We start from the raw sequence: 13,186 nt of genomic DNA, 5'->3' as shown, positions 1-13,186 counted from the left end.
GGCAGGGAGTGGTCCCCGCCGCGCCGTGATTGTCGCAGATTGACAATCACTGTCAAGCGGCTCCGAGCTTCTTGGCCTTTTGGGCCTTCACCTCGAAAGCGGGGCAGATAGTAGCGAAGCCTTCCGCCCCCCGCAAGATGATTTTTAAAAATCCCAATCAAGTGCCGAATTATTGGGCAGCAGTGGTTACAACCTCGGCGATCTCTTTGGCCAAGCTATCTACCAGGCCTCTGTCGGCCCCCTCAACCATTACCCGCACTACCGGCTCGGTACCGGATTTTCTCAGCAATACCCGGCCCTTGCCGGCCAGTTTGGCCTCGGCATCATTGACGGCGGCAGTGACCTGGGGAGCACTGACCGGGTCCTGGCCTTTTTGGTAACGGACATTGATAAGCTTCATGGGGTACTTGGGCATTTCCCCGGCCAACTCACCCAGGCTGCGGCCACTGGCGATCAGCACCTGCAATACTTGCAACGCTGCGACCACACCGTCCCCTGTGGTGGTGTGCTTGAGGCTGATGATGTGGCCAGAAGACTCGCCCCCCAACATCCAGCCGTTGGCCCGCAGGCTTTCCAGCACGTAGCGGTCACCTACCTTGGCCCGCTCAAAGGGGATCCCCAATTCCTTAAGGGCCACTTCCATGCCGAAGTTGGACATCAGGGTGCCCACCACGCCACCGTCCAGCTGGCCTTGCTGGTGCCAGTATTTGGCGATGATGAAGATCAGCTGGTCGCCGTCCACCAATTGGCCCTTGCCGTCCACCATCATCAGGCGGTCACCGTCACCGTCGAAGGCGATACCGAAGTCGGCCCGCATTTCCACTACCTTGGCTGACAGAGCCTTGGTGTCGGTGGCGCCGAAGCCGGCATTGATGTTGAAGCCGTCGGGGTTGCAACCGATGGTGATCACCTCGGCCCCCAGTTCACGGAACACCGCCGGGGCTATGTGATAAGTGGCGCCGTGGGCGCAGTCCACCACCATGCGCAAGCCCTTGAGGGACTGGTTGCTGGGGAAGTTGGACTTACAAAACTCGATGTAGCGGCCGGCGGCGTCGTCCAGGCGACGAGCCTTGCCCAGGTGCTCTGAGCTGATGCCGGTCATGGGCTTGTCCAGCTCGGCTTCGATGGCCAGTTCCACGGCGTCGGGCAGCTTGCTGCCGTCGGTGGAGAAGAACTTGATGCCGTTATCGTGGTAGGGATTGTGGGAAGCGGAGATAACGATACCGGCTTCGGCCCTGAAGGTACGAGTCAGGTAAGCCACCGCCGGGGTGGGCATGGGGCCCATCAGTTCGATATTGATGCCGGCGGCAGACAGGCCGGCTTCCAAAGCCGATTCGAGCATATAGCCGGAAATGCGGGTGTCTTTGCCGATCAAAATCTTGTTGGTGCCCTGGCGGGACAGGACCTTGCCAGCGGCATAGCCCAATTTCAGGGCAAATTCAGGGGTGATAGGGTCTTCACCCACCAGGCCCCGAACCCCGTCGGTGCCAAAATATTTACGTTCGCTCACGCCTTACACTCCGTGACAGTGGCATGCCAAACCCGAATAGCATCCCGGGTTTGCTGGACATCATGGACGCGGATAATACCAGCCCCTTGCTGAACCGCAATCAAGGCGCAGGCCAGAGAGCCGGCCAGGCGCTCTTGCACCTCCCGTCCCAGCAGTTGACCCACCATGGATTTGCGGGACATGCCCACCAGCAGCGGCAGGCCCAGTTGCTTGAATTCCTTGAGCCGGTTCAGCATGACGTAGTTATCCTCGAGGGACTTACCAAAGCCAAAACCAGGGTCAAGCCAGATACGGCCCCGGCTGATGCCGACCGCTTCACAAGCCTTAACCCTTTCAACCAAGAACTGGCTCACTTCCCCCATCAAATCCTGATAGCGCGGAGCCGCCTGCATGGTGCGGGGCTGGCCCTGCATGTGCATCAGGCATACCTGGGCTTTGGACGCGGCCAGCGCCGCCAGGGCGCCCGGCTCCAGCAAGGCGCGAATGTCGTTGATCATGTCGGCGCCCAAGCGCAGGCTCTCGGTCATCACCTTGGCTTTGGAGGTGTCGATGGACACCTTGATGTCAAAGCGACCCTTGATGGCCTCTACTACAGGGGCCACCCTGTCCACTTCGTCCTGCTCGCTGACCTCGGCGGCACCGGGGCGGGTGGACTCGCCACCGATATCTATCCAAGCGGCGCCCTCCCCGATCAGACGCTCGGCGTGGCGTAGGGCGTCGTCTAGGCGGTTGTGCTGGCCACCGTCGGAGAAGGAGTCCGGGGTGACGTTGAGGATGCCCATGACGTCTGGCATTTTCATCGCTGTCTTTTCCTCAAAAGAAAACCCCGAGCAAGCTCGGGGTTTTTGGCTTAGTTGGCGGGGGCCTCACCACCGGTGGGATGCATCGGCTTGTCAGCCTGTCCCGATGCCGGGGTGTTGTCATCGGACTTGGGCGGCTGCCAATCGGCAGGGGCCCTGACTTCGCGCCGGTTCATCAGATCGTCGATCTGTTTGGCGTCGATGGTCTCGTACTTCATCAGCGCGTCCTTCATGGTGTGAAGGATGTCCATGTTCTCTTCCAAGATCTTCTTGGAACGCTGGTAGTTACGGTCGATGACGTGCTTGATTTCCTCGTCGATGGCACGGGCGGTGTCATCGGACATGTGCTTGCTCTTGGCGGCGCTGCGGCCCAGGAAGACTTCACCTTCATCCTCGGCGTACAGCAGCGGCCCCATCTTCTCGCTAAGGCCCCACTGGGTGACCATCTTGCGGGCGATGTCGGTGGCACGCTCGATGTCGTTCGAAGCGCCAGTGGTCACCATTTCGGGACCGTAGATCACTTCCTCGGCCAGGCGGCCACCGAACAGGCTGGAGATCATGCTCTCAAGCTGCTGTTTGGAGTGGCTGACCCGGTCACGCTCGGGCAGGTACATGGTCACGCCCAGGGCACGGCCACGGGGAATGATGGACACCTTGTAGACAGGGTCGTGCTCCGGCACCAGGCGACCGACGATGGCATGGCCCGCCTCGTGATAGGCAGTCATTTCCTTCTCTTTCTCGGTCATCACCATGGAGCGGCGCTCGGCGCCCATCATGATCTTGTCTTTGGCTTTTTCGAACTCTTCCATGCCCACCAGGCGCTTGCTGGTGCGGGCGGCGAAAAGCGCAGCTTCGTTGACCAGGTTGGCCAGATCCGCACCGCTAAAGCCGGGGGTGCCACGGGCAATCACCGCAGGCTCGACGTCGTCGGCCACCGGTACTTTGCGCATATGGACCTTGAGGATCTGCTCGCGGCCACGGACATCGGGCAGGCCTACCACTACCTGGCGGTCAAAACGGCCGGGACGCAGCAGGGCCGGGTCCAGCACGTCGGGGCGGTTGGTGGCGGCGATGACGATGATGCCTTCGTTGCCTTCGAAACCGTCCATCTCAACCAGCATCTGGTTGAGGGTCTGCTCGCGTTCGTCATGGCCACCGCCAAGGCCAGCGCCACGTTGGCGGCCCACGGCATCAATTTCATCGATAAAGATGATGCAGGGCGCGGCCTTCTTGGCTTGGTCGAACATGTCACGGACACGGGACGCACCCACACCCACGAACATTTCCACGAAGTCGGAGCCTGAGATGGTAAAGAAGGGTACCTTGGCTTCCCCGGCAATGGCCTTGGCCAGCAGGGTTTTACCGGTACCGGGAGGACCTACCATCAGCACCCCTTTGGGGATCTTGCCGCCCAGCTTTTGGAACTTGGACGGGTCTTTGAGGTAGTCCACCAGTTCGGAGACTTCTTCCTTGGCTTCGTCCACACCGGCCACGTCGGCAAAGGTGGTCTTGACCTGGTCTTCAGAAAGCAGCCTGGCCTTGGATTTACCGAAGGACATGGCGCCTTTACCGCCGCCGCCCTGCATCTGGCGCATGAAGAAGATCCACACACCGATAAGCAGCAGCATGGGGAACCAGGAAATAAGAATGCTGGTCAGCAGGCCCTGGGATTCGGGCTTGACGCCGTAAGCTTCCACCTTGTGGTTGCGGGCGTCGTTGATCAGATCTTTGTCGTAACCGCCGGGGATCACGGTTTCAAACCGCTGGCCGTCGGTCAGCAGGCCAGTCACGACCCCGGTCTTGTTGTCGACTTGGATCTGCTTGACCTTACCAGCCTCGGTCCATTCGATGTACTGGGTGTAGCTCACACCGGAACGGTTGGCATCCGTTCCGTTGAAGCTCTGGAATACGGCCATCAGCACTACGGCGATAACCAACCAAAGGATGAGATTTTTAGCCATGTCGCTCAACTTAAGCACCTCTTTAAGGCTGTGGGGCGCGCTTTGGGGCAGGGTACTATAACTTATACCCCGTCGCCACAATGTATACTTCCGATGACCTTGATCGGGATGAGTCAGGTTTGCGGCTCTTGACGGTGGTGAAAGCCGCCCTCACCGCTTTGATGTAGTCTTCGAAGCCTTCGCCCATAAAGACTTTGACCGCAAAACTGCCGCCTGGTGCCAGCACCTGATGGCACATGTCCAGGGCCAACTCCACCAGATACATGGCGCGGGGTTGGTCAACACCCTTGGTACCGCTCATGTTGGGGGCCATGTCTGACAGCACCACGTCTACCTGGCGACCACCGATCCGCTCTAAAAGCGCATTAAGTACCGCCTCTTCACGAAAATCTCCTTGCAAGAAGGCCACCCCGGGCAGTGGGTCCATGGGCAGAATGTCACAGGCGATCACCTCGCCTTGCTCCCCCACCAATTCACTGGCCAGTTGCGACCAGCCACCCGGCGCCGCTCCCAGGTCCACCACCGTCATGCCGGCGCGGATGAGTTTGTCCTTCTGCTGGATTTCTTCGAGCTTGAACACGGCCCGGGAACGCAGGCCGCGCTTCTGGGCCTCCAGTACATAAGGGTCGTCAAAGTGCTCTTTTAGCCACCGCGAGGAACTGGCGGAACGCTTCTTCTTAGGCATGAATGTCTCTTGACGTTTATCTTCAACTATAAATGGCGATAAAATTGCGGTTTTCAACCCACAAGGGTCTTCTACATGGAACTCACGCCGAAACAACGGCAACACCTCAAAGCTCTGGCCCACCCGCTCAAGCCGGTCGTCCTGCTGGGCGCCAACGGCCTGACCGAGGGCGTCCTGGCCGAAATCGAACTGGCCCTGGAGCATCACGAACTGATCAAGGTGAAAGCCCCGACCAAGGACCGTGAACTTAAAGACGCCATCTTCGAGACCATAGCGCAGCAAACCAATGCCACCAAGGTTCAGAAGATAGGCCATATGCTGGTGCTATACCGCCCGGCCAAAGAGCCGGTGATCCGCCTGCCGCGATAAGGTGGGAAAGAGGATAAACAAGGCCGCCGATGCGGCCTTGTTTGTTTTCAGCGGTACTGAACGTCGGTTATTTCGTATTCCTTGACGCCGGACGGAGTCTGCACCGCTACCACGTCATCCAATTGCTTGCCCACCAGGGCACGGGCAATGGGGGAACTGACCGAAATCAGGTTCTGTTTGATGTCGGCCTCGTCGTCACCGACGATGCGGTAGGTCACCTCATCTTCGGTATCCAGGTTCAGTAGGGTCACTGTGGCCCCGAAGATCACCTTGCCGTTGTTGGTCATCTTGGTGACGTCGATGATCTGGGCATTGCCCAGCTTGCCTTCAATTTCCTGAATACGGCCTTCACAGAAGCTCTGTTGCTCCCTGGCCGCGTGGTACTCGGCATTCTCCTTGAGATCGCCCAGTTCCCTGGCAGTGGCGATGGCATCGATGATCTGGGGCCGACGCACTGTTTTAAGGTACTTGAGTTCTTCTCGCAGCTTGTCAGCACCTGCTTGGGTCATCGGGAACAGGTTCATGGTGTCTCCGTCTCAAAAATTGCCGAAATCAGACAATAGCAAGCCGGCAAAACCCGCAGGTTATGCCGGATGCGTCATACTTTTCCCGCATTCTAACGAAAATTCGTCCCTGAGTACCAGACTGGCCGAAACTGCCGTCTACACTCTTTAGGTCACGCTAATGGAGCCCACACCATGACACCGACCTCATCCGAGCGCCGCTACCAGGTGCGGGATCTTCGGCAAAACTTCGAGGTACTGGACGAACTACAGCTCGATGCCGTCTACGCCCTGATGAAAGTGGGGGCCAGGCTGCTCTTTGTCAGGGACGTACAGTATATGCCCCTGGCGATCTTGGAGCATGGTGGGCACTACATCACGGTGGACTTGGACGGCCGCATCGATCTGCACCCGGCCCTTAGCATTCGCAGTCACTGAATTAAGCCTGAACCGCCGCTCTGTCGCCTGTTCTGTCAGGAAACCCCTTTGGTAAGATTCTGAAAAAACTCGGAGACTTCCGCATGTTCCAGAACAAGCATCTCGGTATTATCGCCCTGGCCGGCACCCTGGCCCTGACCGGTTGTACGACAGTAGACTCTCAAACCGGCGAGCAACGCACCAACAAGACCGCCACAGGTGCCACCATTGGCGCCATTGCCGGCGCCGTGTTGGGCAAGGCTACCGGCAGCCACCACCGTGACCGCGCCATCGTCGGCGCTGCCGTGGGTGCCATTGCTGGCGCCGCCGTCGGCAACTACATGGACAAGCAGGAAGAAGAACTGCGCCAGCAGACCGCCGGCACCGGCATCGACGTGCAGCGTAACGGTGACAACCTGCTGCTGACCCTGCCTAACGGCGTCACCTTTGACGTCAACCGCGCCGACGTGAAGCCCGAGTTCCAGTCGGTGCTGAGCGATCTGGCCACCACCTTGAACCGCTACCCCAAGACCCTGGTGGAGATCTCCGGCCACACCGACAGCACCGGCGCCGCTTCCTACAACCAGACCCTGTCTGAGAACCGCGCCAGCTCCGTTAAGAGCTTCCTGGTACGTCGTGGCGTGATGCCAGAGCGCCTCACCACAGTCGGTTACGGCCAGACCAAGCCGGTGGCCAGCAATGCCACCGTCGAAGGCCGTGCCAAAAACCGCCGGGTAGAGATTGAACTGATCCCCATCGTCGAGGGGTAATAAGAAAAAACGCCCGAAAGGGCGTTTTTCATATCCGGACCTTCACATAACGGCCGGGGGCGGGTTCCAAACCGGGTTCCGGCTCCCTGGCCGGCACCAAGGCCGGGTCCTGGGCGTCAAGCCAGCGGTACCAGTCGGGCCACCAGGACCCTTGCTGGCTCCCCTCTTCCCCTTCCACCTTGAAGCCGTACTTTTGCTTGATGGGCGGGTTGACCACACCAGCCACGTGGCCAGCACCGGCTGTCACCAGGCGCTTCTTGTTGCCCCCCAACAGCTGGGCTGAGGCAAAAGCACTCTGGGGCGGCACTATGTGGTCCTTCTCGGCGGCCAGCACATAAGTGGGTACCTTGACCCGGCGCAGATCCATCTTGTAACCGTCCAGCTTCCAACTGCCCGGATTAGCCAACTTATTGTCCAGGTAGGTGTTTTGCAGGTACTCCCGATAGAAACGGGCCGGCAGATGGGTTACGTCGGAGTTCCACACCAGGATGTCAAAGCTCGGCGGCTTCTGCCCCATCAGGTAGCGGTTGATAAAGGCCGGCCAGTACAGATCCTGCTCGCGCAGCAGGGAAAAGCCGGTGGCCATCAAACGTCCATCCATATAGCCCTGCTGGTCGGTGATGTTCATCAGGCTTTCCAGCAAGGACGGCACCAGCAGCAGGCCGGGTTCCCCCGGTTCACTGAAATCCAGCAGGGTGGTCATCAAGGTCAGGCTGGCAATGCGTTTGGCACCTCGGGCGGCCAGCCAGGCCGATGCCAGGGCCAGCAGGGTGCCGCCAACACAGTAACCTACCCCATGGACCTGCGGCTCTTCGGTAATGTCCTTCACCCAGTTGCTGGCCTGCACCACCGCCTGCATGTACTCGGCCATACCCTGGTCCCTATCCTGCGCCGTGGGGTTGACCCAGGACAGCAGGAAGACGGTATGGCCCTGGTCCACCAGGTGGCGGATAAAGGAGTTTTCAGGCTTGAGGTCCAGCACGTAGTACTTGTTGATGCAGGGGGGCACGATCAGCACCGGGGTCTTGTGAACCTCAGTGGTGGTCGGGGCATACTGGATAAGCTGGCCCAAAGGCCCTTCGCGCACCACGGCGCCGGCACTGGTGGCCAGGTCTCGGCCCAGTTCGTAAAGCTTGGTGTTACCCAGAGGGATATTGAGGCCAAAGGGGCTGTTGTCCATGTCCTCGATAAGGGACTCAAGACCCCTTACCAGGTTGTCCCCTCCTTCAGCCAGGGTTTTGGCCAACACCTTGGGATTGGTCAACAGATAATGAGCAGGATCGTTGAGCTGCATGGACTGGCGGGTCCAGAACGCCAGCTGTTTGCGCTCCTTTTCCGACAGGGATTCGAGATTGCCGATGCTTTCCTGCCAGTAGTCATTCAGCAGCTTGTGGCTCTGCTGGAAATACTGCCAGCACTCATCGGTTTTCCCCCCTTCGATGATCCGCTCGACACTTTTTTGCCACAGGTCGGTCTGCGACTGCCACCAGTTGGCCCCGGCGGCCCAAAAGGCCTGGGGTTGACTGGCAGCGGCCGACGCCAGTTGGTCTCCCATGGCCAACATGGGAGGCCAGCAGGCCTCCCAGGGATTGTCATGGGGCATATCAGGCCTTGACCTCTTCCTTTTCCTTGGCGATGTCGGCAAAGACCTGGTTGAAATCCTTGCGGAAGGCTTCAGACAGCTCCAGCAGGGTCTTGCAGTCCTGCATGAAGCGCTTGTTCAAGTCAGCCATTTGGCTCATCTGCACCTGGCCAGCGAGGGCACTGTCCCCTTTGGCATTGGCGTCATTGAGCTTCTTGGCGTACTCAATCTGGCTTTGGGTATAGGTACCCACGGTTTCCAGCTGGTACTGGCTGAGCTTGGCCATGTTGTCCAGCAGCACGGAATTGATTTGCGCCAGGGGCTTGAGCAGGTCCTGTTGCTGGGAATTGGCTTGGCGGATCCAGTCTTGAAACATAGCAATCTCCTTGTCAGTGCATGTGTTGTCCGCCATTGGCGGAAAGGTTGGAACCTGTAATGAATCCGGCGTCGGGGGAAGCCAGGAAGGTGACGATGCGGGCTATCTCGCTGGGCTCACCCAAGCGGCCCACCGGGATCTGGTTGATGATCGACTGGCGGATCTCCTCCGGCACCGCCATCACCATGTCGGTGGCGATATAGCCGGGGGAAATGGTGTTGACGGTAATGCCCTTGCTGGCCACTTCCTGGGCCAGAGACATGGTCAAACCATGCAAGCCGGCTTTGGCAGCCGCATAGTTGGTCTGGCCCATCTGGCCTTTCTCGCCGTTGATGGAACTGATGTTGACAATGCGGCCATACTGGCGTTCCAACATCAAAGGCACCACGGCGCGGCACAGGTGATAGGCGCCGGTCAGGTTGGTCTGGATAACTTCCAGCCAATCATCTTCCTGCATGCGCTTGAGGGTTTTGTCGCGGGTGATACCGGCATTGTTGACCACCAGATTGATGGCCCCCAATTCGGCTTCCACAACGGATACGGCACTGAAAATGCCGTCCTGGTCCTTGATGTCGGCAATCACCAGGTGGGGGTTGTACCCCTGTGCCTTTTCCTGTTCCAACCAGGGCTCGGCACGACTGGGACAGCGGCAAAGTGCCGCCACTTGATAGCCTTCCTTCGCCAGGGCACGACAGATGGCCGTTCCGATACCACCGTTGGCCCCTGTTACCAATGCAACATTCCCTTTTCCCATTAAAAAGCTCTTTATTGGATTGACGCTTTTTTAACCGTAGAACAGGTCTAGAGCCCTAGCTCTAAATTTTTATGAAGTTTTTTTGCAAGTTTGGTTAATGCTTGATCAGGATCAAACTCACAGGCCTTTCCCCAGCAAAATGTAAGTGACCACTAACAAAAAGTGCTTTGCCATCACTGGCGTGCTCCAAAACGACCATAAAAAAAGCCCGCCGGAAGGCGGGCTTTTCAATCACTGCAGACTTAGCACTGTTGGTGCATCTCCTGCACCGAAATCACCGACTCACGGTCAGACACGGTCTGGCCCATGCAGGTGGCGAAACCGGCATTCAGGGTGGTGGTGTAGCTCACCTTGTTCATCAGGGCGCCACGGCGCATCACCTTGGAATCCTCGATGGCCTGGCGGCCTTCGGTGGTGTTGATGATGTAGCTGTACTCACCGTTTTTGATGCGGTCGAGGATATGCGGGCGGCCTTCGTGCACCTTGTTGACCAGGCGCGGGTTGATACCGGCTTCACCCAGCACCACGGCGGTGCCGTGGGTGGCGTCCAGCTCAAAGCCCAGTTCCAACAGGCGGTGGGCAAGATCCACGGCGCGGGCCTTGTCGGTATCCCGCACCGACAGCAGCGCCCTGCCCCCTTTGGGGGTCACGCTGTTGGCGCCCAGCTGGGACTTGGCGTAAGCCTCGGCGAAGGTCTTGCCGACCCCCATCACCTCACCGGTGGAGCGCATTTCTGGGCCCAGTATGGGGTCCACACCCGGGAACTTGGCGAAAGGCAGCACCGCTTCTTTCACGCAGTAGTAGGGGGGGATGACTTCGCTGGTCACACCCTGCTCGGCCAGGGACTGGCCGGCCATGACCCGGGCGGCAATCTTGGCCAGGGACAGGCCGGTGGCCTTGGACACGAAGGGCACGGTACGGGACGCACGGGGGTTGACCTCGATGAGGTAAATCTCGTTGTCCTTGACCGCGAACTGGATGTTCATCAGGCCGATGACGTTCAGTTCGAAGGCCAGCTTACGCACCTGTTCGCGCATCCGGTCCTGGACGTCCTTGGACAGGGTGTAGGGGGGCAGGGAACAGCCGGAGTCGCCGGAGTGTACGCCGGCCTGCTCGATGTGCTCCATGATGCCGCCAATCAGCACGTCCTTGCCGTCGCAGATGGCGTCGATGTCCACTTCCACGGCGTCGTCCAGGAAGCGGTCCAGCAGCACAGGGCTGTCGTTGGACACCTTGACCGCGTCGTTCATGTAACGGCGCAGGTCCACTTCGTCGTAGACGATTTCCATGGCGCGGCCGCCCAACACGTAGGAGGGGCGCACCACCAGCGGGTAGCCGATGTCCCGGGCCAGCACTATGGCTTGCTCCAGGTTGGTGACGGTGGCGTTCTCGGGCTGCTTGAGGCCCAGGCGCTCAACCGCTTGCTGGAAGCGCTCGCGGTCCTCGGAACGGTCGATGGCGTCCGGGCTGGTGCCGATGATGGGCACGCCGGCCGCTTCCAGGGCGCGGGCCAGTTTCAGCGGGGTTTGGCCGCCGTACTGGACGATAACGCCCTTGGGTTTTTCCAGGCGCACGATTTCCAGCACGTCCTCGAAGGTCACCGGCTCGAAGTAGAGGCGGTCAGAGGTGTCGTAGTCGGTGGACACCGTCTCGGGGTTACAGTTGACCATGATGGTCTCGTAACCGTCTTCGCGCATGGCAAGGGCGGCGTGAACGCAGCAGTAGTCGAACTCGATGCCCTGGCCGATACGGTTGGGGCCGCCACCCAGTACCATGATCTTGTCGCGGTCGCTGGGGTTGGCTTCGCACTCTTCGTCGTAACTGGAGTACATGTAGGCGGTGGAGGTGGCGAATTCGGCCGCGCAGGTATCCACCCGTTTGTAGACGGGGAAGATGCCGTTGTTGTGGCGGATTTTGCGCACTTCACTCTCGGCTACGCCGAGGATGGCCGCCAGGCGGGCATCGCCGAAGCCTTTGCGTTTGAGCTGGCGCAGGTAACCGGCGTCAAGGCCGGCCAGGCCTTTCTCGGCCACCTTCTGCTCTTCCTTGACCAGATCTTCAATCTGCACCAGGAACCAGGGGTCGATATTGGTAAGCTTGAAGACGCCGTCGACACTCATGCCGGCCCGGAAGGCGTCGGCGATGTACCAGATACGGTCGCTGCCCGCTTCCTTGAGCTCGCGGCGCAAAATGGCCAGGGCCTCAGGGTCGTCGAGATCCAGGATGGGGTCGAAACCACTCACGCCCACTTCCAGGCCGCGCAGGGCCTTTTGCAGGGATTCCTGCTGGTTACGGCCAATGGCCATCACCTCACCCACAGACTTCATCTGGGTGGTCAGGCGGTCGTTGGCACCGGCAAACTTCTCGAAGTTAAAGCGCGGTATCTTGGTAACCACATAGTCGATAGACGGCTCGAAGGACGCCGGAGTCTTGCCACCGGTGATGTCGTTCATCAGTTCGTCCAGGGTGTAACCTACCGCCAGCTTGGCCGCCACCTTGGCGATGGGGAAGCCGGTCGCCTTGGAGGCCAGGGCGGAGGAGCGGGACACCCGGGGGTTCATCTCGATAACCACCATGCGGCCGTCTTTGGGGTTCACCCCGAACTGCACGTTGGAACCGCCAGTTTCCACACCGATTTCACGCAGTACCGCCAAGGAGGCGTTACGCATGATCTGGTATTCCTTGTCGGTCAGGGTCTGGGCCGGGGCCACGGTGATGGAGTCGCCGGTGTGGATCCCCATGGGGTCGAAGTTTTCGATGGAGCAGACGATGATGGCGTTGTCGTTGCGGTCACGGACCACTTCCATCTCGTACTCTTTCCAGCCGATCAGGCTCTCGTCGATCAAGAGCTCGTTGGTGGGGCTCAAATCGAGGCCGCGGCGGCAGATCTCTTCGTACTCTTCCTTGTTGTAAGCGATACCGCCGCCGGTGCCGCCCATGGTAAAGCTGGGGCGGATAATGCAGGGCAGGCCGATGTCATCGATGATGTCTTCGCAGTCTTCCCAGCTGTGGGCGATACGGGCGCGGGGCACATCCAGGTTGATGTTGGCCATGGCCTCCACGAAGCGCTCGCGGTCTTCGGCCTTGTCGATGGCGTCGGCGGTGGCGCCAATCATCTGCACACCGAATTTTTCCAGCACGCCGTGCTTGTCCAGATCCAGGGCGCAGTTGAGCGCGGTCTGGCCACCCATGGTGGGCAGAACGGCGTCGGGGCGCTCTTTTTCGATGATCTTGGCCACCACTTCCCAGTGCACAGGCTCGATGTAGGTGGCATCGGCCATGCCCGGGTCGGTCATGATGGTGGCGGGGTTGGAGTTCACCAGAATGACCCGGTAACCCTCTTCTTTCAGGGCCTTACAAGCCTGGGTACCGGAGTAGTCGAACTCACAGGCCTGGCCGATAACGATGGGGCCGGCGCCGAGGATCAGGATGCTTTGGATGTCTGTACGTTTTGGCATG

12 protein-coding genes are annotated in these 13,186 nt (G+C 59.6%); 3 read left to right on the top strand and 9 right to left on the bottom strand.

Going from position 1 to position 13,186, the window contains the following annotated elements:
* Positions 1 to 169 precede the first annotated feature (169 nt).
* The 4 genes from glmM to rlmE are packed head-to-tail and all read right to left on the bottom strand — an operon-like array spanning position 170 to position 4,956.
* The gene (gene glmM / locus B3C1_RS09430) at positions 170 to 1,510 is read right to left on the bottom strand and encodes a phosphoglucosamine mutase (protein ID WP_008484458.1); all 1,341 of its coding nucleotides are present in this window, start codon (positions 1,508 to 1,510) and stop codon (positions 170 to 172) included.
* The gene (gene folP / locus B3C1_RS09425) at positions 1,507 to 2,310 is read right to left on the bottom strand and encodes a dihydropteroate synthase (RefSeq protein ID WP_008484457.1); all 804 of its coding nucleotides are present in this window, start codon (positions 2,308 to 2,310) and stop codon (positions 1,507 to 1,509) included. The genes glmM and folP overlap by 4 nt, the downstream gene beginning before the upstream one ends.
* Before the next feature lie 50 nt (positions 2,311 to 2,360).
* A complete protein-coding gene (gene ftsH, locus B3C1_RS09420) occupies positions 2,361 to 4,280 on the bottom strand; it encodes an ATP-dependent zinc metalloprotease FtsH (protein ID WP_008484456.1) in 1,920 nt (639 codons plus the stop codon).
* Positions 4,281 to 4,326: 46 nt separating this feature from the next.
* Positions 4,327 to 4,956, bottom strand: a complete 630-nt coding sequence (gene rlmE / locus B3C1_RS09415; RefSeq protein WP_008484455.1) for a 23S rRNA (uridine(2552)-2'-O)-methyltransferase RlmE — start codon at positions 4,954 to 4,956, stop codon at positions 4,327 to 4,329.
* Between the two features lie 75 nt (positions 4,957 to 5,031).
* On the opposite strand from rlmE, the gene yhbY reads away from it, so the two are divergent.
* The gene (gene yhbY / locus B3C1_RS09410) at positions 5,032 to 5,325 is read left to right on the top strand and encodes a ribosome assembly RNA-binding protein YhbY (RefSeq protein ID WP_008484454.1); all 294 of its coding nucleotides are present in this window, start codon (positions 5,032 to 5,034) and stop codon (positions 5,323 to 5,325) included.
* 47 nt (positions 5,326 to 5,372) lie between these two features.
* Here yhbY and greA read toward each other — a convergent pair whose 3' ends face one another.
* Entirely contained in the window at positions 5,373 to 5,849 is a 477-nt protein-coding gene (gene greA / locus B3C1_RS09405) for a transcription elongation factor GreA (RefSeq protein WP_008484452.1), read from the bottom strand.
* A gap of 174 nt (positions 5,850 to 6,023) precedes the next feature.
* On the opposite strand from greA, the gene B3C1_RS09400 reads away from it, so the two are divergent.
* Positions 6,024 to 6,266, top strand: a complete 243-nt coding sequence (locus B3C1_RS09400; RefSeq protein WP_008484450.1) for a hypothetical protein — start codon at positions 6,024 to 6,026, stop codon at positions 6,264 to 6,266.
* Positions 6,267 to 6,349: 83 nt separating this feature from the next.
* On the top strand, positions 6,350 to 7,015 hold the full coding sequence (locus B3C1_RS09395; RefSeq protein WP_008484447.1) for a YiaD family glycine zipper/OmpA-like lipoprotein: 666 nt from the start codon (positions 6,350 to 6,352) through the stop codon (positions 7,013 to 7,015).
* Positions 7,016 to 7,043: 28 nt separating this feature from the next.
* Here B3C1_RS09395 and B3C1_RS09390 read toward each other — a convergent pair whose 3' ends face one another.
* The 4 genes from B3C1_RS09390 to carB all read right to left on the bottom strand — a co-directional run bounded on the left by B3C1_RS09390 (position 7,044) and on the right by carB (position 13,185).
* The gene (locus B3C1_RS09390; protein WP_008484446.1) at positions 7,044 to 8,618 is read right to left on the bottom strand and encodes a PHA/PHB synthase family protein; all 1,575 of its coding nucleotides are present in this window, start codon (positions 8,616 to 8,618) and stop codon (positions 7,044 to 7,046) included.
* Position 8,619: 1 nt separating this feature from the next.
* On the bottom strand, positions 8,620 to 8,973 hold the full coding sequence (locus B3C1_RS09385) for a phasin family protein (protein ID WP_008484445.1): 354 nt from the start codon (positions 8,971 to 8,973) through the stop codon (positions 8,620 to 8,622).
* Between the two features lie 13 nt (positions 8,974 to 8,986).
* Complete coding sequence (gene phbB, locus B3C1_RS09380; RefSeq protein WP_035481637.1) at positions 8,987 to 9,727, bottom strand: acetoacetyl-CoA reductase; 741 nt, start codon at positions 9,725 to 9,727, stop codon at positions 8,987 to 8,989.
* Positions 9,728 to 9,969: 242 nt separating this feature from the next.
* Positions 9,970 to 13,185 carry a carbamoyl-phosphate synthase large subunit gene (gene carB, locus B3C1_RS09375; RefSeq protein ID WP_008484443.1) on the bottom strand — a complete coding sequence of 1,072 codons (3,216 nt, stop codon included), beginning with the start codon at positions 13,183 to 13,185 and terminating at the stop codon, positions 9,970 to 9,972.
* Position 13,186: the final 1 nt, after the last annotated feature.

It is taken from the genome of Gallaecimonas xiamenensis 3-C-1 (genome assembly GCF_000299915.1).
GTDB classification, from domain to species: domain Bacteria; phylum Pseudomonadota; class Gammaproteobacteria; order Enterobacterales; family Gallaecimonadaceae; genus Gallaecimonas; species Gallaecimonas xiamenensis.
This window is presented reverse-complemented; position numbering and strand designations above follow the sequence as displayed.